The 20,748-nt window shown below is 38.2% G+C and carries 13 protein-coding genes; 3 read left to right on the top strand and 10 right to left on the bottom strand.

Annotation, left to right across the window (positions count from 1 at the left end):
• Positions 1-56 precede the first annotated feature (56 nt).
• The 7 genes from GAB14E_RS10910 to GAB14E_RS10940 form a co-directional block, all read right to left on the bottom strand.
• On the bottom strand, positions 57-263 hold the full coding sequence (locus tag GAB14E_RS10910; protein WP_011045258.1) for a cold-shock protein: 207 nt from the start codon (positions 261-263) through the stop codon (positions 57-59).
• Positions 264-543: 280 nt separating this feature from the next.
• On the bottom strand, positions 544-2,562 hold the full coding sequence (locus GAB14E_RS10915; protein ID WP_033082502.1) for a methyl-accepting chemotaxis protein: 2,019 nt from the start codon (positions 2,560-2,562) through the stop codon (positions 544-546).
• A gap of 187 nt (positions 2,563-2,749) precedes the next feature.
• Positions 2,750-3,607 (bottom strand): symmetrical bis(5'-nucleosyl)-tetraphosphatase, encoded by an 858-nt coding sequence (locus GAB14E_RS10920; protein WP_033082501.1) that lies wholly within the window; start codon positions 3,605-3,607, stop codon positions 2,750-2,752.
• A gap of 3 nt (positions 3,608-3,610) precedes the next feature.
• Positions 3,611-4,516 carry a 16S rRNA (adenine(1518)-N(6)/adenine(1519)-N(6))-dimethyltransferase RsmA gene (gene rsmA, locus GAB14E_RS10925; RefSeq protein ID WP_033082500.1) on the bottom strand — a complete coding sequence of 302 codons (906 nt, stop codon included), beginning with the start codon at positions 4,514-4,516 and terminating at the stop codon, positions 3,611-3,613.
• Between the two features lie 18 nt (positions 4,517-4,534).
• A complete protein-coding gene (gene pdxA / locus GAB14E_RS10930) occupies positions 4,535-5,515 on the bottom strand; it encodes a 4-hydroxythreonine-4-phosphate dehydrogenase PdxA (protein ID WP_033082499.1) in 981 nt (326 codons plus the stop codon).
• Positions 5,515-6,816, bottom strand: coding sequence for a peptidylprolyl isomerase SurA (gene surA / locus GAB14E_RS10935; RefSeq protein WP_033082498.1), 1,302 nt, complete (start codon positions 6,814-6,816; stop codon positions 5,515-5,517). Before surA ends, pdxA begins: the two co-directional genes overlap by 1 nt.
• Positions 6,817-6,927: 111 nt before the next feature.
• The gene (locus tag GAB14E_RS10940) at positions 6,928-9,240 is read right to left on the bottom strand and encodes an LPS-assembly protein LptD (protein ID WP_033082497.1); all 2,313 of its coding nucleotides are present in this window, start codon (positions 9,238-9,240) and stop codon (positions 6,928-6,930) included.
• Positions 9,241-9,538: 298 nt separating this feature from the next.
• On the opposite strand from GAB14E_RS10940, the gene djlA reads away from it, so the two are divergent.
• Positions 9,539-10,357 (top strand): co-chaperone DjlA, encoded by an 819-nt coding sequence (djlA, locus tag GAB14E_RS10945; RefSeq protein WP_033082496.1) that lies wholly within the window; start codon positions 9,539-9,541, stop codon positions 10,355-10,357.
• 134 nt (positions 10,358-10,491) lie between these two features.
• Here the strand turns inward: djlA and GAB14E_RS10950 are convergent, their stop codons facing one another.
• The 3 genes from GAB14E_RS10950 to rapA form a co-directional block, all read right to left on the bottom strand.
• Positions 10,492-11,418: a DUF3530 family protein gene (locus tag GAB14E_RS10950; protein WP_033082495.1), complete on the bottom strand. Its 927-nt coding sequence runs from the start codon at positions 11,416-11,418 to the stop codon at positions 10,492-10,494.
• An 85-nt stretch (positions 11,419-11,503) separates the two neighbouring features.
• Complete coding sequence (locus GAB14E_RS10955; RefSeq protein WP_033082494.1) at positions 11,504-12,187, bottom strand: pseudouridine synthase; 684 nt, start codon at positions 12,185-12,187, stop codon at positions 11,504-11,506.
• Between the two features lie 94 nt (positions 12,188-12,281).
• Positions 12,282-15,209, bottom strand: coding sequence for an RNA polymerase-associated protein RapA (gene rapA / locus GAB14E_RS10960; RefSeq protein WP_033082493.1), 2,928 nt, complete (start codon positions 15,207-15,209; stop codon positions 12,282-12,284).
• Positions 15,210-15,737: 528 nt separating this feature from the next.
• Between rapA and GAB14E_RS10965 the strand changes: the two genes are divergently transcribed.
• Together GAB14E_RS10965 and GAB14E_RS10970 are read left to right on the top strand one after the other, a co-directional pair.
• The gene (locus tag GAB14E_RS10965) at positions 15,738-17,159 is read left to right on the top strand and encodes a PhoH family protein (RefSeq protein WP_052093709.1); all 1,422 of its coding nucleotides are present in this window, start codon (positions 15,738-15,740) and stop codon (positions 17,157-17,159) included.
• 173 nt (positions 17,160-17,332) lie between these two features.
• Entirely contained in the window at positions 17,333-20,734 is a 3,402-nt protein-coding gene (locus tag GAB14E_RS10970) for a hybrid sensor histidine kinase/response regulator (protein WP_033082492.1), read from the top strand.
• Positions 20,735-20,748: the final 14 nt, after the last annotated feature.

The following is a 20,748-nucleotide window of genomic DNA, read 5'->3' as shown; positions in this document are numbered from 1 at the left end:
GTATGTCCTTTATAACATCTTTAAATTAGCTTTAATAAGCTAATTTAAATTGCAAATTAAAGTGCAACGATGTTTTCAGCTTGAGGGCCTTTTTGACCGTCAGTAACTGTGAATTCAACTTTTTGACCTTCAGCAAGAGTTTTAAAACCGTCACCAACGATAGCGTTGAAATGAGCAAAAACGTCTGGGCCGTTTTCTTGCTCGATAAAACCAAAACCTTTAGCTTCGTTAAACCATTTTACTGTACCAGTAGTAGTAGACATATGTGTATCCTATTAATATTTAAGAGTAATTGTGCCAATAAACTTTACAAAAAGTTAAGCCATTAGCGGGTTTGCTAAAAAGAGTTGCTATTACTTATAAATCAGGACGTGTTACAGATATCTTATCTAAGGTAAGCATGAGATAACATCGAAATGGTGTACAAAAAAATAAACTAACTTCAAGCTGGGTGCATTATATAGTTAGCACAGCACATGTCAACCATAAGTATCATTAAAGCTGCAAGTTCAAATGAATTTGACCTTGCAGCAATGGTTATTACTATAATTTAAACTCTTGCACTGACTGTTGTAACTCTTCAGCTAAACGAGCAACTTCACTACTCGATGCTGCTGTTTGCTGTGAGCCTGCCGTTGTTTGCTCGGCAATTGTCACGATAGACTCTAGGTTTTCACTGATTTCATGAGCGACAACACTTTGTTCTTCTGCCGCCGTTGCTATTTGTGAGCTACGATCAAATGCTTCGTGTACTGCGTGAGTAATGACCTCAAGCGCTTTATCAGCTTCTTCACTTTGATTAACACAGTCGTTTGCCTTAGCTTTACCTGCATCCATTACTGTTACTGCTTTTCCTGCTCCAGTTTGTAGAGCTTCTATCATGGTTTGAATTTCAGAGGTTGATTCTTGAGTTCTACTCGCTAAAGTACGAACTTCATCAGCAACGACTGCAAAGCCTCGTCCTTGCTCACCGGCTCGGGCTGCTTCGATAGCTGCATTTAGTGCGAGTAAATTGGTTTGTTCAGCAATACCACGAATGACGTCCAAAATCCCACCAATAGAGGCGCTATCTTGCTGTAGCTGATTAATAACCTGAGCAGCCGATTCAACTTCATCGGCTAATTGTTCTATAGTTTGTCTACCAACAGCGGAGATTTGTTTAACACGTTCTGCTTCATCATCAGCATGTTTAATTTCACCTAATGCATCATTAGCACTTGCCAGTACACTTTGAGCTGTACTGCTCATTTCAGTTGTCGCAGAGGCAGCTTGTTCAACTTGATTACGTTGTTCTTCAATTGCCTTAGTACTTTGTGCTGTTACAGCTGAGGTTTGCTCTGCTGCTGCTGCAAGCTGAGCTGAACGATTAACAATACTTTCAATAAGGTTACGTAAGCTATCAATTAATAAATTACAATTTCTTGATAACTGGGCAAATTCATCATTACCACTCTCATCAAGTTTCATAGAAAGGTCACCTGAGGCAACAATATTAAGCATTTCATTTACTCGGGCTAATGGGCGAGTTATACCGATAAGTGTCACCCTGGCAATAACAAGAGCAACAACAATAGAAATAAACATGATGATTGTTGTTTGTGTATTACCGCTACTAACGGAGTCTTCAATTAACTGACTTGCATTGATTGTGGTTTGATTGGCAAGTTCTATTTGTTTTTCTAAAACAGTATTAACCTGTTTAGCCGATTGCTCTTCTTGTTTAAGTAAACGAGCAGCTTTTTTATTAGCAGCTAATTGTGCCGATTTATGGGCAAGGATACCATTGTCTTTAGATAAGAGTACTTCAATCTCGCTGAATGCGACGGTAACCTGCTCAGATAAATCACTGAGGTCATGAGTATCTAATTCGACGATGATATCCTCAACAGATTTTTCTGCTTCGCCTAGGCTGCGAGCAAGTTCACTCTCAATTAATTGTGCAGTACCTGCGTCTAAGATATCTCGATATTCGAATGATGAGGAGACTATAGAGTTGAATTGATTCTCTAAATGTTCGCTTAAACTAATTGCACGCTGAAGTTGAGTGTCTGCTAGGTCGTGGTCAGCTAAATCTAAAAGTAACATAACAGTGTCGTCTGCTTTTTCTTCTAAAGTATCAACCTTGGTTATGAGCTTATCTAGTTGTTCTATGCTGGTTTTATGACTGGCAAATAAGCCAATTCCTGCATTATTAAAATTAGCAGAAAGTTGATCTACTTGGCTTAAATTCGATAACAAATTTTGCTCTGCTGCGACAACTTGTTTTAATTCGGATAATTGTTGAGAGAATAAAACCTTGATTTTATTATAATCTCGAAGCTCTTGCGCTAACAGATTAAGGTCTGTTTGGTAATACCCTTTTAATGTTAAGTTACTCATTTGGCTTAACCCAAGAGCAAGCTTGTTACTGGCTTTAAGAGTTGGAATTGCCAAGGTATTTTGTTGTTGAGTAGCCTCACTAACTGTATCTAAGTTAGATAATGATATGATGCTAATTACTACCAGTAAAATTGAAATAATGGTAAAACCACCAATAATTTTTACAGCTACAGTTAAATTCATAGAATCCACCCAGTTGGTCGGCTACTTGCCTAGTTAATACGTTAATTTGTTATGATATATCAAGCTTAGCTTGTATCGGCACTTATAAGGAAATATTTAATTATATTTCTAGCATTGATTAACATTATACCCAGCGAAAATATATCCGCTATGGAATATTCATGTTTTTGTGCAATAAATAGCTTTGTTAAACACTTAATTCTGCATTTTGGCTAAAATATTTTTTATCATGCCAGCGAAGCATGGTCAATTGATTACCCCAGACACAACCTGTATCTAATGGATATATGTTAGCGTGAGAGCTTTTACCCATAAGTGAAGCCCAATGACCAAAAACCCAAAGGGTGTTGTTTATTGTTTGAGATAACTCATACCAAGGTTTGATAGAAGGTATTGTATTGTGCTCAGGAGAGTCTTTTTCATTAAACTCTAAAGAGCCGTCTCTAAAGCAATATCTCATGCGAGTAAAGGCATTGATACTATAACGAAATTTTTCTATATCGGTATTCGCTTGGTACCAGTGGTTCGGATCTTCGCCATACATAAGGGCTAGCCAGGTCTTTCTATCATTGCTTGATAGTTTAGTTTGCACAAACTTAGCTTGTGTTATCGCATCTTCAAGCTGCCATTGCGGAGAAATACCCGCATGGCTCATATAGGCACTGCTATCATTAATGTTTGTTATTGCCGTTGAGCTTGAGTCAATATCAGGTATTTTTTGTAATAAAGGCTGTTTAGCTAACCAGTTCATAAGTTCATCGACATCTGGAGCTGCCAATAGTGCGGATAATTTATCGGATGCTTTTGCTTTTTTTATACCTGCGTGAACAGCTAATAGATGTAAGTCGTGATTGCCTAAAACCACTTTAGCGCTTTCACCAAGAGATTTGACAAAACGTAAAGTAGAGAGGGAGTCTGGACCACGAGCGACTAGGTCGCCCGCAAGAAAGAGGGTATCATTTTTTTTGTCAAAATTGACTTGAGATAGCAGAGCCGTTAATTCGTTAAAACAACCTTGAATATCCCCTACCAAATAAATTGCCATAGATTACTCTGCTTCGGGCGCAGAGTCCTCTTCTGCTTTGTTGTTAGCACGTTGAGCAATTTTATTTTTTGCCATATGCCTTTTTTCTTTAACAGGTGCAACTTCTGGTGGGTTATCAACAATGAAATTGGCCAGTTTTATGTACTCATCAAGCGTTAAGTTCTCAGGACGTAAATTTGCATCAATATTTAATGCGGTTAATTGCGCCTCACTAATGAGTTTCTTAAAAGTATTGCGAATGGTTTTTCTACGTTGATTAAAGGCGGCTAAACAAATGGTATTCAGCGCATTTATATCTTTAACGGGGTTAGCAATATGTGCGTGAGGGATTAAACGAACAATGGCGGAGTCTACTTTAGGTGCAGGTTTAAAAGCTTCAGGACCAATTTCCATGACAGGGAAAACTTGGCATTGATACTGAGTCATGATCGATAAACGGCCATAAGCTTTACAATGAGGTCCTGCAGCCATACGTTCAACCACTTCTTTTTGTAGCATAAAATGCATATCTTGCACTTTATCTTTAAAGGTAAGCAGGTGAAAAATAAGTGGGGTAGAAATGTTATAGGGTAAATTACCAAAAATGCGTAATGGCTTTTCTTCGCTAGCCAGCTCGGCAAAATCAAATTTAAGTGCATCTGTTTCATAGATGGTTAAATCTTTAGCGATAAAAGGGTGGTGGCGAAGTCTATGGGCAAGGTCTCTATCCAGTTCTACTACAGATATCTTACCCGCACGCTCAATGACTGGTTCAGTTAATGCACCTAATCCAGGGCCAATTTCTATCAGGTTTTCACCTGGCTCAGGGTTAATTGCATCAACAATGTCACTGATCACAGCTTCATTATGGAGAAAGTTTTGTCCAAAGCGTTTTTTGGCTTGGTGACCTAAATGTTTTTTATCGTTCATAATTCTTTCTTCGTTAAACTATATATTACTAGCTAAGTTAATAGCATTGTTCATTGCTTCAATAAAGCTACCTGAATCCGCTGTTCCCGTACCGGCAAGTTCTAATGCTGTGCCGTGATCTACAGAGGTACGTATAAAGGGTAATCCTAAGGTAATATTCACAGATGAGCCAAAACCTTTATACTTTAGTACGGGTAAGCCTTGGTCATGATACATGGCTAATATAGCATCGGCATCAGCAAGGTATTTTTCTTGGAAAATAGTATCAGCAGGTAAAGGGCCAATAATATCGATGCCATCAGCACGAAGTTCGGCAAGTGCTGGTTCCATAACTTCTATTTCTTCTCGTCCTAAATGGCCATCTTCACCGGCGTGAGGGTTAATACCGCAGGCGTATATTCTAGGTGATTTGATGCCAAATTTGTCTTGCAAGTCTTGATGTAATATACGGGTAACTTTTTGTAAGCGCTCAGCGGTGATTGCCTTAGCAACATAAGCTAATGGAATATGAGTTGTTACTAAGGCAACTCTTAAACCTTTGGTCGCGAGCATCATTACCACGTCAGGGCAATTCGCTTGATTGGCAAAATATTCGGTATGCCCGCTAAAAGCAATGCCTGATTTATTAATTAACCCTTTGTGCACAGGTCCTGTGACTATGGCATCAAACTCACCAGATATATTCTTTTCACTGGCAATTCTTAAGGTTTCAACTACATAAGGGCCATTAGCTACATCTAATGTTCCTGCTTTGCAAGGTTGAGCCAGTTCAACATCTAGTACAGTTAAACTTCCGGCCCTTTGTGGTTTTGCTAAAGCACTTTCATCATAGTCAGTTAGGGTAAGTGGCATAGAAAGGGCCTGTGCTCTTTCTTGCAATAGTATTTTTGAAGCAATTACCACCATTTCTACTGGCCAATCTTGTTGGGCAATAGTAATTATTAAGTCAGGGCCAATGCCAGCAGGTTCTCCAGGGGTAATGGCTATACGTTGTGTCATTACTTCTTATCCTGTTCGAAAATTTCTATGTAAGCTTCATCGCGTGTTTCTTTCAACCAACGGGCCTGTTCCATACCGTATTTACGGTTGAAAAGGATTTGATTGGCGCGGTTTGCATTTAATTGCGAAGTAGCATCAACCATGCGTCGATCATTTAATTGTATAATATGCCAACCAAAAGAAGAGCGGAATGGTTTATGCATTTCGCCTTTTTTCATGGTAGCTAAGGCATCCCTAAATGCAGGGTCGTAGCTCTTAGGGTCAGCCCAACCTAAATCTCCACCACGGACAGAAGTAGGGCCTTCTGAGTGTTCTTTGGCTAATTCTTCAAAGGTTGCTTCACCGGCATTTATTTGATTTAAAAAGCCCTGTAATAAATTTTGAGCTTTTGCATCACTTAAGATAATTGAAGGCTTTATTAGTATATGGCGTGCTTTTACTTCTTCTACTTCAACAATTTTTCGGCCTCGAACATCAAGTACTTTAACTATGCTATAACCTAAGCCTGTGCGTATCGGGCCGACAATGGTATCTTTCGGTTGTTCGTTAATTAATTCGGAAAATAGTGTTGGCATTTCATTAACGTTCTTCCAACCTAAGTCTCCTCCTTTTAAGGCATTAGCATCGCCTGATGAGGTAATGGCAATTTTAGCAAAATCTGAACCTTCGTTGAGTAACTCAACAACTTTATTCGCACGGGTTTTAGCGGCAGCTAAGTCCTCTTGAGTAGCATCAGCTGGAAATTCAATTAAAATATGACCTAAGTGATATTCAACATTGTTACTACTTTGTTCTTTCATCACGTTCAGTAAGTTTGATATCTCTTGCGGTGATACAAAGATACGGCGGCTAACACTATTACGACTTACTTCCCCAGCAATTAATTCTACGCGGACCTTTTCTCGGTATTTCTCGTAACTGCTGCCTTCATTTATCACCTTCTGGCGAAATTGAGCAAGGGTAAGTTTATCTTCATTGGCCATATTATTGATGGTTTGATCGAGTTGAGCATCACTAATTTGAATGCCCATACGTTGGCCTATTTGGCTAAGTAGACTGTCATTAATTAATTTATCCATTACCTGAATACGTAATGCTTTATCTGAAGGCAGATCTTGGTTATTACCTTTGGCTTGCTGTTTTATGTTGGCAAGCAAATCATCTACTTCAGATTCAAGTACAACACCACTGTTAACAATAGCTGCTACCCTATCTAGTAATTCTTCTTTTGCTTGCGCCGGTGTTATAGCTGTCACGAATAGACTAGATGCTATCAATATTACTTTAATTGTATTTTTCATTATTAATTTCTTGTTTTATATTTTGCGTTAAATGCTAATTTTTGTCGTTAATCTATCAGCTGATTTGGTAAATTAATTCTGTACGTTAATTCTGTACGTTAATTCTGTACGTTAATTCTGTAAGTAATAAGGGCGTTTATAACCAAATATGCTCTTATCAAACATCTCTTGTGTGCCTATAGTTGATTGCTTTCCATCTAGACCTTTGATGATGAATTTGATGCTAATGCCAGTATCAAATTCTTCTCGATCTTCGGTGGCACTACTATTAGGATCTAAGTTTGAGTTTATATGACGATGATAGGCAATACGAACTGCCCAACAGCAACTTTCATACTGAAACCCTGCGTATGACTCTAAACTTCTGTTTTGCTGTAAATCTTGCGTTAAACGGCCGACAAATGCCCAGTTTTCGTTAATAGCAACACTGGTTAATAGCGAAACTTGTTCTAAGCTATCTCCTGAGACATCACGAGTATACCGATGGTTCACTTGTATTAGATTATATTTATCAATTTGATAATCGAGGTTAACTTGACCTTTGTTGGTAAAGTCCTCTAAGGTATTGTATTGAATATCCGCACTAACTTGCCACTGATGATTTATTCGGTAAAATAAATCAGCCGCAACCGATGATTGATTATTGTTAATGTCACCATTATCAGTTAACAAGACATCATTGGCAAGGTCAGTATTTTCATTACCTAAGTATTGAATACGGCCAAGACTTAACCTAATGATCTCCAGATTTTCTTCATCGAGTAATCGACTAGTAATGCCCCAAGTATATTGGTTTGCTGCTGCTATTCGATCTAAACCACTATAACTAGTATCGCGAAATATACCGTGGAAATCGTCTTGAAGCAGGGTAGTATCGTACAGGCCGATATTTGATTGATCGGTTTCTGGCACATAAAGGTATTGTAATTGTGGTTCTAGGGTATGGCGGTAACTTTGCCCAAAAGCGACTAGTTCTCGATCAAAATTAATACCGCCATGGATACGGACTTTAGGCAAGGTTCTATTTACGGTTTCCTCTAATGCGCTATCAGCAGCAATATTATCTTGTTGATAATAAGTGTGCATTAATTTAACTTCAGAGTTTAAAAACCAAGCAGGTCTAACTATCGGCAGGGTAAAACCAGCTTCAACGTGGTAGCGGTTTGCCTCAACTTGACCTTTCTCTGAAGCTTGAAAGCTTGTCATTTCAGAATAAAGCTCAAATTGACCTGATAAAAAATTTACTGGCTGTTGTGCAGAAAATTCAATGTGTGGCAGGGTTTTATAACTCGACTCATGATCCCCTAAGACTTCAAAATCTTGTAACTTCACCGTGGTTTGCCATTGTTCACCAAAATAGGCCAGTTCACCTGTTTGATAGAGATAAGCATCATTTGAATTATATTGTTTACTGCCGATATCAACTAAATAGTTATCATCACTGATGGTGGTGTAATCAACATAAGCACGGAAATCTTCAGAAAAGGTACCTACATGTTGAAAACGTGCCAAATAACGAGGATCGTCATTTGATTTTATTGCTTTATCATTATCTAAGTACTCGAGATCAATTTTCCCCGATTGCATATCATGCAAATACCGAAACTCTGTTTGCACTTGCAAACCTCGTTTTGACATGTAACGTGGCGTAATTGTGGCATCATAGTTTTCGGCTATATTCCAATAAAAAGGTGCTGAAAATTCTATTCCTGAATTAGTAGAAGTAGTTAACTCAGGATACAAAAAACCGCTCAAACGATCTTTTGAAATTGGAAATGAAAAGTAGGGAACGTAGAATATTGGTACATCTAATACTCTAAATTGCGCATGGTAAGCTTCGCCAAAATTACCACTGGCAGATAAATTTATTTCAGAAGCTTTTATTTGCCAATCAGGCACATCTTGTAAGCAGGTAGTAAAAGTAGAGTCCACTAAACTTAATGTGCCATCACCATTAATGGACAGGGTTTGTGCAGTTCCATGACCAGGGTTACCATCTAGTTGATAAGAAGCCGAAGTCATTTGGGTAGACTTATCTATTTTACTTGCATTGAGCGTATCTGCAAAAATATTAATCTGTTTACCTTGGTAATGAATATTACCTACTGCTTCTATTTGCATCTTTAAACGGTTGAAAGCTAGTTGATCAGCTATTATTTTTTGACTCTTATCGACCATAATAACCGAACCACTAAATTGAGCAATTTGATCTTGTTGAATACTGGCGTGGCGTGATGAGATGCGAATGTTATCATTTATGACTTCAGGAATGCCTATGGCAATATCATCAAAGACAGGTAATGAACAAATCATAACTTCAGCTTCGGATGCAGGTTTTTTTATTTCTGCGTTTGCTTGGGCTATCTTTGAGCAGCATGCTAAAAGCGCAACTAAGGTAAAATTAAATGAACGAGAAAAAAACATTTATTGTCCGGAAAAAGGTGAAAAATTTTATAAATTGATTTTATAGCGATGAATCAAGTATTTTAACGACTAATTGCTTTATGATATAGCAATTTTTTCAGTTGGACTAAATTCTTATGGCTAAGTTCACCTGAAGATTCTATATAATACCAATTGAAATAGTGAATTACTCAACTTATAACTGGATTAGCGAGCTTCGAGCAAAAAAAAATGCTTAAAAATAGTATTCTTTATTTAATTCTCGCTAAGTGATGAGTTCATTAATTTAATGGGTAAAATTTAAGGGATACTCATAGATATGCATATTTGGGGTAAGATTTTAGGCTTTCTGTTTGGCTTTATGCTCAGTAAAACCATATTTGGTGCTTTACTCGGCCTTTGGCTTGGCCATATATTTGATCGTGGCCGAGGTTTTAATTTTAATGGCTTGTCTGGTGGTAAAGAAGATGAGGTCTCTAGACAAGCGGCTTTTTTCTACGCCACTTTTTCGGTAATGGGCAATGTGGCTAAAGCTAAAGGGCAAGTAACTAGTCATGAAATTGCTTTTGCCAGTGCTTATATGAATAAGTTAGGGCTGAATGAAGAATTGCGTCAACAAGCGCAAGATGCTTTTCGGGAAGGTAAGTCATCAGCATTTCCGCTTAAAGATCGCCTAGTTAAATTCAAACGTTTGATGGGCAATAGACACGATTTATTATTGATGTTTTTAGAAATTCAAATTCAAGTAGCCTTTAGTGATGGTGATCTGGATAGTGCTGAACGTTCTGTTCTACATACCATAGCTAAATTTTTAGGTTACTCAGCAGGTGAGCTTGATAATTTACTGGAAATGATTATTGCTGGTGCTAACTTTCAGCAACAAGGAAGCAGCGGTTACCGTCAGCAAGGCCGAGTGCCTGTCAGTGGGCAACAACTTAACAATGCTTATAAAGTACTCGGTATTGAGAAAAGTAGCGCGATGCCTGCAATCAAAAAAGCTTATAAAAAATTAATGTCTCAGCATCATCCCGATAAGTTAATCGCTAAGGGTTTACCGCCAGAAATGATGGAAATTGCCAAGCAAAAAACCCAAGATATTCAAGCCGCATATGACATGATTGTTAAAGATAAAAAGTGATTGTAATTAAAGCCGGAATTTAAAAGGTATTGCTCTATTACCTAGTTTTTTACTTAATTTTCTTGATGAAGAAACCTGGTTAGTTGAAGTTCCCTAATCTAGGTTTTTTGGCTTAAAATTGCTGATTATTAACTTTACCAGCCGATTGCTTTTAGCCAGCTATTGACCTGGCTCAATAACTCTTTTTCTGGGTAATAGCCGGTAATGGTATTGTTTAGCTGGCGTTGTCGGTAATACACTTTCATTTCTTGTTTAGCAAAGGACTTGCGTTGTGCTGCTTTTGCTAATACTAGGGGGTTATCGTATTTTAGGTACAGATCCAGTATAGGTAATTCAGTGAAAGCCAATTGACGAGCAAAGTCTTCATTGACGCTATTAGTAAGCTCTTGACTAGTTTGCCGATAACTACTTAATAATATCAGCGCGTTTGGCAGTTGGTTATCCTCTTGGTTATATAAATCTACCAAGAAGGCGGCATTATTTCCTTGAGCGATCACTAGTACAATACCTGGGTATTCTTTCGCAGTATTCATAATAGCATTAAGCATACTAGCCAGCTTATTTTTATATTCGTTGAGTATTAATTGATTTTCCTTTTTTTGCTCACTTACTGTTATTGCTGTAGAAGGATAGTTTTCTGGCTTGCTACTGGGCTGTATCGCAATAGTGCTCCAGCCCTCTGCCGGCAGGGCATTACGTAAATAATTAATCGCTTTAGGATTGGTAGCCCCCTGTTGCCACTCAGGTATTAAAATTACAACCCCTTTGCTATTAGTACTCGTGTATTTTTTCACTAAAGTTAAATATTCATCAGGACCAGCTAATAAGGGTTTTACTTGATCACCGGCTAAATAATGTTCAAGATCTTCTTTGTGTTGCTTGGTTAATGTTATAGGCTTTTTTATAATCGTTGTATTTTTAGTTTTTTCTTGGGTCGTAGTTGTTTTTTCTTCTTCAGCGACGGAAATAGCAGGAGTGCAAATATAAATAAGCGAGCAGATATAGAGAGCCGAAAATATTGAGCTACTTCGACTTATGTTAGATGGGTTTATTTTCAGCAATTTTTTTCCTTAACTCGCTTTAGAACCAATGCTTAGTATCGACAATAGAATAAAAGGCGTGAAAAAAACAGTGTTAATTAACGCGTTAAATAAATGGACATGGCGCATTAAAGCTAATCGCTAGTTCAGTACTAGGATGAAATAAGCTTAACTTTAAAGCATGTAACTGTAATCTATTTCTCATGGCTATTGCTTCTTTAGGTGCATAAAGTCTATCACCTAAAATAGGGTGCCCTAAGGCTAACATATGCACTCTAAGCTGGTGAGAACGCCCCGTTACAGGTGTTAACTCAAGTAAAGTGCTTGCTTGTTCTTCACCTGAATCATTACGGCTAAGCACATGATAATGTGTTAAGGACTTTTTACCATTTTCATGATCAACTTTTTGCTTAGGCCTATTTGGCCAGTCACATATCAAAGGCAAATCAACACTGCCTTGCTCTAGCTTTACTAAACCTAATACTCGGGCAAGATAACTTTTTTGGGTTTTTCTTTGTTCAAATTGTCGACTGATGGCTACATGTGCTGGTTTGTTCAATGCCATAATCATTAAACCAGACGTGGCCATATCTAGTCGATGCACAATCGTTGCTGTTGGCAATACTCTTTGTACTCTATTTTGCAAACAATCTTGATGTTCTGCCAAGCGCCCAGGCACACTTAAAATGCCACTCGCTTTGTTCAGTACCACGATATCCTTATCTTGATAAATAATATCAAGATAAGGTGACATCGGCGGTAGATAGATGAAGTCAGGGTTTGCGCTCATTACTTTCTCAGTTTTAATGATTGAGGGCCATGTTCAGTTGAACATAGCCCTCTTAACTATTAGCGTTTCGCCACGTTATTCGAAATGTAACCAGTTAGTGGGTAACCACTATCATGCGAATGGCTTCAAAGGTCAATTGAGCTTTATCAATATAATGGCTCAATTCATCTTGTTGTTGACTAATAAAATCAATCTCTTCTTGGCGAACACTTGGGTTAATTGCTTTTAATGCTGTTAACCTTTGTTGTTCTGATGAGAGCTTGATTTGCATGGCAGCTAAAGATTTTTGCTGAATAGCAACAATACTCTTTGCTCCGTGGGCTTCGGCTTTAGTCACTAACGGGCCAATTTGCGATTTAAGTGCCTTGATAAGTTGTAAGGCCATTTGTTTTTTAACAGGCGATAGTTGTTTATCCAGTACTTTTTCACTGACTTTGTCGGCTAAATTATTGCCATTTTTGTCTACTAAAATTCGAATAGGCGTCGTAGGTAAGTAACGTCCGAGTTGTAAATGCGCCGGTGCGGTAGCTTCAACGGTAAATAGACATTCAAGGAAGAAGGTACCAACCGGTAGCGCCTCATTTTTTAACAGACCAATACTAGCATTGCCAATTTCATCACTTAATACTAAGTCCATGACACCACGAACCATAGGGTGATCCCAAGTTAATAATTGGTAGTTCTCATTAACTAAAGCTGTCTCTCTATCAAAAGTGACTGTGGTACCATCTTCAGGTAAACAAGGGAAGTTGCTATTAAGCATGTGCTCACTTTGGTTTAAAGCGATGGCATTATCAGCTTTATCGTCTTGTTGTACGCCAAACACATCAAGTGCTTGAAACATAAACTGCGGCAAACCTATATCATTATCAGCTTGTTGAATTTTTTCAACGAGCTCATGAGCTCGCCCTTGACCAGAAGAGTTCAGTTCTAATAACTTATCTCGACCAGACTCAAGTTCTGCTTTAATGGTCAAATGCTTTTGCCAACTATCACTAATAAGTGATTCAGCCTCTGCTGATTGTTGTTGGCTAGTTAATGCCAGTGACAGTAACTGTTCACCGAAGCTCTCAAAGATAATTCGGCCAGTAATACAGGTATGCTCAAAGGCTTGCATACCTTGCTGGTACCAATCAAATAATAATTGCTGTGCGGAATCGGCAAAGTAAGGCACATGAATACGAATTATCTCTGTTTGACCAATCCGGTCTAAACGGCCAATACGTTGCTCTAATAAATCAGGATTACCTGGTAAATCAAAAAGCACTAGGTGATGAGCGAATTGGAAGTTACGTCCTTCACTACCTATTTCCGAGCAAAGTAATAGTTGCGCACTATCTTCGTCTTGAGCAAAATATGCAGCGGCCTTATCACGTTCAAATATTGATAAACCTTCATGGAAAACTGCGGCACGAATACCTTCTTTAATACGAAGTGCCGCTTCTAAATCAATCGCAGTTTGCGCATGAGCACAAATAACTAATACTTTCTCTTTTTTAAGTGATTGTAACAGTTCAATTAAATAATCAACTCTAGGATCAAAATCAGTCCAAGTATCATTACTTTGATCTAAACCATGCAGCATTTCTGGGGTAAAAATATATTTTGCTTGTTTTGATTTAGCTAAATTTTCAGGGCAGTCACTTAGCATGAATTCATTGATGTTTTCTTGATATTGCTCAGGCATATCTAGTGCTGTTGGTACCACTTGGCGGGCAGGAAAACCTTTAATAGTATTTCGTGAATTTCTGAATAAAATACGACCAGTACCATGCCTGTCTAATAATTGCTTTAATAATTCTTGTCGTACTTTTGCTGATATTGCTAAATCTGCTTGGTTTAAATCAATTAGCTGTGAGCTGATATCAGACTCTTTCAATAAATCAGTTAGCGTTGTTTCTTGCTCATCAGAAAGTTTATTACCTTCAACTAGGGCATTGGCGGCATCCGCAACTTCGCTGTAGTGCGACTCTTCTTCGGTAAATTTTTGATAATCATAAAATCGGTCAGCATCAAGCAAACGCAAACGGGCAAAGTGACTTTCATGTCCCAATTGATCTGGCGTTGCCGTTAACAATAAAACCCCAGGAATAACTTGTGCGAGTTGCTCAATACACTGGTACTCAATACTTGGTTTGTCTTGTTGCCAATTTAAGTGATGCGCCTCATCGACGACCATTAAGTCCCAGTCCTCACTGATAAGAGCGTCATACCATTCTGGATTGTTAGTAATAAAACCTAGGTTAACCAATACTAGTTGCTCAGAGCTAAAAGGATTAGCCTTTTTACCGTCAACATAATTATCTTGGCTAGTTTCAACACAACGCTCATTATCAAAAATACTGAAGTTAAGGTTAAAGCGGCGTAGCATTTCAACCAACCATTGATGCATTAAAGACTCTGGTACTATGATCAGGATTCTTTTAGCACGGCCAGTAACCAGTTGTTGATGAATGATTAAACCAGCTTCAATAGTTTTACCTAAACCCACTTCATCGGCGAGTAAAACCCTAGGAGCAAAGCGATTTCCGACTTCATCAGCGATGTATAGTTGGTGGGGGATTAAGCTAACTCGACCACCGGTCAAACCTGTTAAGTCTGATTGTTGTTGCTGATATTGATGTTGTAAGCAGTCTTTACGCAAGCGGAACCAGTCTAAGCGGTCAACTTGGCTATTGAGTAGACGGTCATGAGGTTTATTGAATTTAATAAAATGATCAATCATCACTTCTTTTAGAATGACCTGTTCTTTAGTATCTTGGCGTATGCCTTCATAGCTGATGATGCCATGAGCCACACTCTGTGATTCTACTTTTAACAACCAGCCTTCGTGGCTAGGAATAAGGTCACCTTGATTAAATATGACACGTGTTAAAGGGGCATTCTCTTTAGCATATTTTCGCGATTCGCCTGTCGCGGTGAAAACAATATTAACAAAGCGGTGTTCAACCCCTGTTACTGTACCCAATCCTTGATCTGATTCACTGTCACTGATCCAACGCTGACCTACCTGAAATGGCATAAACTTACTTCTCCAACGATTGCTTAGTTATTACTATATATTTTATTAATATGAGACTAAGCATTAAAACTAGGGGGGAAAAAAGGGCGCTATAGTACCCCTAATCATAGACGGAATCATTAAAAAATTATGCTTGCTTCAGGATAATTAAGATATTACTGTGGATATTACCAATTCTATTAAATTTATTACCAGCTCAGAGCTACATTAACGTGCTTATAACAAGCAAAATTGGTTAAATATAGTCAATCTATATTTCATTACTCTTGATATGTTATCAGTTTGCTAATGAGCTCCGGAAGGGCGAGTTTAAAAGGCTAATTTGCAGCGTTATTGATTTTTACAAGGATAAAGCATTGCCTTCAATCAATGCCTTGCCTCTAAGCCTTTTAACTCTCGCTGAGTGGGAAATAACTTAACAGATTTGGTATAAGCTATACTTTAAGTGCTGTATTGCTCTTTTATATTTGTTTTGTCAGTGACTCACGGAGATTGCCCATGACTAAAGAGAATATGAATAATGAGAATATGTTAAGTGAGAAATTAGCCCATCCGCCTAAAAATCAAGAAACTGAAAGTCAACAAATTGTCTACATTTTAGATACCAATATCCTTTTGCATGAACCATTCGCTTTTTTATCGTTTAAAGAACACGATGTGGTTGTGCCAATGACAGTGCTGGAAGAACTCGACTCTATTAAAGATCGGCGAAAAGATGTCAGCCGTGATGCAAGGGTTGCTATTCGAGCTCTCGAAGATACCTTGAGAGATGCTAGTCCAGAGCAAGTTCTTGCAGGCGTTAAGTTACCTCAAAATGATGATCTGCATCCCAGCGGTTGTCTGGCCATTATTAATGATTATGCTTTAGAACAAACAGCGCATACATTATCTTTTAATGAAAATGATAATCGTATTATAAATGCAGCCTTGCATATCCAAAAGAAAATGCCTCATAAAAAAATTGTTTTAGTGACCAAAGATATCAATATGCGTTTGAAAGCTAAAGGAGCAGGGCTGGCACATGTTGAAGATTATAGGACAGATCAACTTATTGATGATATTCAATTTCTTACTAAAGGTTATCATCAATTTGAAGGGGATTTTTGGCAACAGATTCAATCGGTAGATAGTGAAGTAGAGGGGAGGAATACCACCCATTATGTTGATAAAGAAACCGTACCGTTAAGCTATATTAATGAATACTTACTCGATGAAGGTGACTCTTTTGCCGGCAAAGTGACAGGTTTTGACGATGAAAAGGTGGCAATACTTGATTTAGGCCGCGAGCGTTTATTAGCAAAAACCGCTTGGGGTATTCATCCTAAAAATGTTTACCAAGGCATGGCGATGGATGCTTTACTTGATCCTAATATTGATTTGGTCATTCTTACAGGGCCAGCGGGTTGTGGTAAAACTCTGCTTGCCTTAGCAACTGCTTTGGAGCAAGTGATAGAACGAGGTCTGTATGATAAAATTATTGTTACCCGCAGTACCCCTGAAATTGCCGAATCTATCGGTTTTTTACCTGGCACAGAAGAAGAAAAAATGGCGCCATGGTTAGCTGCCATAACTGATTCGTTGGAAGTATTACACCAACAAGATGAAAGTATGCATGGCAGTTTGAATTACATTATGGATAAAGCCAATATTCAATTTAAGTCGGTTAATTTCATGCGTGGACGTAGTATTCAAAATGCACTAGTACTACTTGACGAGTGTCAGAACTTGACTGCAGCGCAGCTAAAAACAATCATTACGCGCTGCGGTGAAGGTACTAAGTTAGTTTGTTCAGGTAACTTGGCGCAAATTGATAGTAATTATCTAACTGCAGTTACTTCAGGATTAACTTATATAGTTGAACGTTTTAAAGACTTCCCAGGCTCGGCGACGATTAATTTAAATGGCGTGGTGCGTAGTCGACTTGCTTCTTTTGCTGAGGAGAATTTATAGCAGTGTTAAACGTTTGACGTTACGTGAGAAAGCTTGGAGAAGTAGCGGAGTAAATACACTACTTTTCCTTGTTTAACTCTTGTTTAACTCTTGTTTAACTCTTGTTTAAATTGGATGACTGCTTTAACTTATCAAGTTATCGGATTATCTAAACAAAAAGTTAAGGCATTTTAGTGTATTACCAAACGGGCATAAATACAGTTTTTAGGCGTTATAACATCACAGTTGTTGTTGCCTTTATTGTTATTATCCTTGTAGCATTTTCTGTCGCTTCTATTCGATATTTCAATCAAATAGCGCAACATAAAAATCAGAGCTTACTTGAACTAAAGCAAGAAACCCAACAGTTAAATATTTTGTTAGAGCAAAATGTACAAGCGGTTGTTGGCATACAACAATATGCCGAGTACATCCTAAAACATCCCGATGAAATACACCTGCCTATGCCTTCTTTATCTCAGCAAGGTGATGTTTTTTATTTAAACAAACCCCTTCATGATGTCATCAAACAAGGTAAGCGCCTAAGTAGTAATATTACCGGCGTGGGGCAGGTGAGCCAATTTGATGAGCTGAAAAAGCAAGAAGTGGGTATGGCTAATGCTTTAACTCCTGCTTTTATTGCCGCACAAAACATCATTGAAGAGTCAACTTGGTTTTATTATATTTCTTTTAGCGATTTTGTGAATATCTATCCTTGGGTTGACCGTGAAATTTGGCAGTTTAGTAAAAAAACATTAACAACTCCCCATAACCAAGCAATGTCAGTATTAACTTCGAGCAATAATAGTGTGCTTTGGTCGTCGCCATATCTTGATGCGGCAGGTGGCGGTATGAACGCCTCCTTAGGGACCGGTGTTTTCCATCATGACAAGTTGTTAGGTGCAGTCGTTATTGATGTTAATTTATCTCGTTTACATGCGAGTTTGACTGAATTAGAGTCAGGTGATCAGGGCCTTATTTTATACAATCAAAAGAATGATATCTTACTCGCTAAGCGGTTGGGTAAAGAGTCGTTAAGTTATCGTGCATCTTGGCAGGACTTATTGCCGAAAACATTGCACGGCTTAAACGCGGAGAAGTTAGCTAGTATTGGTGATGCGGAGCGTTTTGGTGATTGGCTTATAGAAAAGCAAACGCTGGCAATAAATGGCTGGACCCTACTAAAATATCAGCGTTATGAGGATTTTGCTGCCCCTCAGTATAGTGACTTTGTCTTTGTTTTTGCCATGCTTTTTATCGGTTTATTAGCATTCCTTATGTTAGTTAATACCATGACAAAACGTACCTTTATTAGGCCAACTACTGAGTTTATTAGTCATATTCAATATTGTGCTGAAGGAGATCCTGGTAAGGTGACTCCCTCGGCAGATTGGTTACACTGGTTTCAAGTGGTGGAAGATATTTTTGTACAAAACCGGAGCCTTTTATTACAGCTTACTGAACAAAATGATGTATTGGATAGTCGAGTTATAGAAAAAACTAAAGCCTTACAGGAAACAAGTGCCAAGCATCAGCGTGATTATGCGTTATTACGTTCTGTAATGAATGCTATTCCAGAATTAATTGTTTTTAATGATCCTGAAGGTTTATTGATGGGTTGCAATAAAGCGTTTGAGCGTTTGACCAACCACTCAGTTGAGCAAATGTTAGGGATAAAATCATCAACCTTCATGCCATTTGCTTTAGCACAAGAGGTTAATCATTTAAACGCTACTTGTAATGACACCTTCCCGCAACAAGCTTTGATCAAGGCTGGAGACTATATTTACCAAGGTTTTTGTAATCAATTTACCGATGAACAAGGTAATATCCTTGGCTCGATAAGTATTTTTCATGATGTTACTTTACAGCAAGCAACACAGTCTGCTTTGGAAAAAGCAAAAGACCAAGCTGAGTATGCTAACCGAGTGAAGATTCAGTTTCTTGCTAATATGAGTCATGAAGTTAGGACTCCGATAAATGCGATGCATGGCATGATGGACTTGTTAGCGCACACTTCACTGGATACCCGTCAGCAACATTATTTGATTAACGCACAAGGCGCTTCATCAACCTTGCTTCACCTTGTTGATGAGCTACTCGATTTATCCAAAATTGAAGCAGGAAAAATGATTGTTAGCCAAGATGTAGTCAACTTACCTACTATTATAGATAAAGCCTTAAAACTTAACCTTGGCAATATCGATCATACCCGTGTTGAAGTTATTGTCGAGATGGCAGCTAAAGTACCTAGCAATGTTATTAGCGATGAAATGCGTCTAGTGCAAGTGCTGGCTAACTTATTTAATAATGCCATCAAATTTACTGAGCAAGGGCAAATTAAGTTAATTATTGATACGTTATCGTCAACTGAACAAACGGTGCAAATCCGCTTTCGAGTTATTGATACTGGTATAGGTATTGCCAGCGATAATCAAAGTCACTTATTTAACGCCTTTAGTCAGGCCGATGAGTCCATGACACGTAAATATGGCGGCTCAGGTTTAGGTTTATCAATTTGTCAGCAAATTATTAAATTACTCGGCGGGGAGATCAAACTTACTAGTGAATTGGGTCAAGGCTCTGAGCTAAGTTTTGTTTTACCCCTGCAACGAGTTCAGTTTGAAGTGATGGCTGAAATGAAAGCCGAGGCATTATCCACTGAAAGTAAAAGTGTTACTGAAGTGGTTGTAGCTAGCCTACCCGCAGAGTTAACGCAGCCGTTAATAACGGGTATTACCATTTATGCAGTAAATCAAAATCTTTCAGCGAGTTTTCATGAAAATGTTGCTCAGATGAATTGGTTTTTACATGAAGTGAGCAATGTTGATGATCTAGAGCTGCTGAACATTATCGATAATAGTATCTTACTTATTGGTGAGGCCGAATTTGTTCTCCTGCATAGTCGACAAGTATTTATCGAGCCTCTAGCCGGCCTTAGGTTACTCTGTTTATGTCAACCTGCATTAACGAAGTTGAACAACGAAACTTGTGTTTACTTAGATCAATTAACGTTATCTTATTTATTAGTTGATATGCCTTTATTTCGTTATTCTCTTGACCAAATTTCACAAGCGTTAAGCTCAGGAGTCAACTCTTCAACAATTTGGGATAATAGCATTGCTAAAATAGGTGAAGGCAGCCAAGAAAATTCAATTGATAAACCCAAAAAAACAAATAACCAAAAGTCATCAATGATAACGGCTGAGCAAAGCTTACAAGGCGTATCCGTTTTATTAGTGGAAGATAACTTGGTTAATCAATTAGTCGCTAAAGAGTTGTTGTTGAAGATGCATGCTACAGTAACTATTGCAGATAACGGTCAGCGGGCTTTAGATATCTTAGCAGAGCATCATTTTGATGTGGTATTGATGGATATTCAAATGCCAATTATGGATGGACTTACTGCAGCTAAACAGATTAGAGCGCAAAGCCGTTATAAATCTTTACCTATTGTAGCCATGACAGCTCATGCTAGAGAAGAAGATAAGCAACAGAGTCTATCCGCGGGTATGAACTTACATATGCCTAAACCTGTTACTGGGCAAGCTTTGCTTTCTTGCATAAAGCAAGTTCTAAGTGAAGTTGAGACTTAACTTGCTCGACTGAA

It is taken from the genome of Colwellia psychrerythraea (genome assembly GCF_000764185.1).
In the GTDB taxonomy this organism is placed as follows: Bacteria; Pseudomonadota; Gammaproteobacteria; order Enterobacterales; family Alteromonadaceae; genus Colwellia; species Colwellia psychrerythraea_B.
This window is presented reverse-complemented; position numbering and strand designations above follow the sequence as displayed.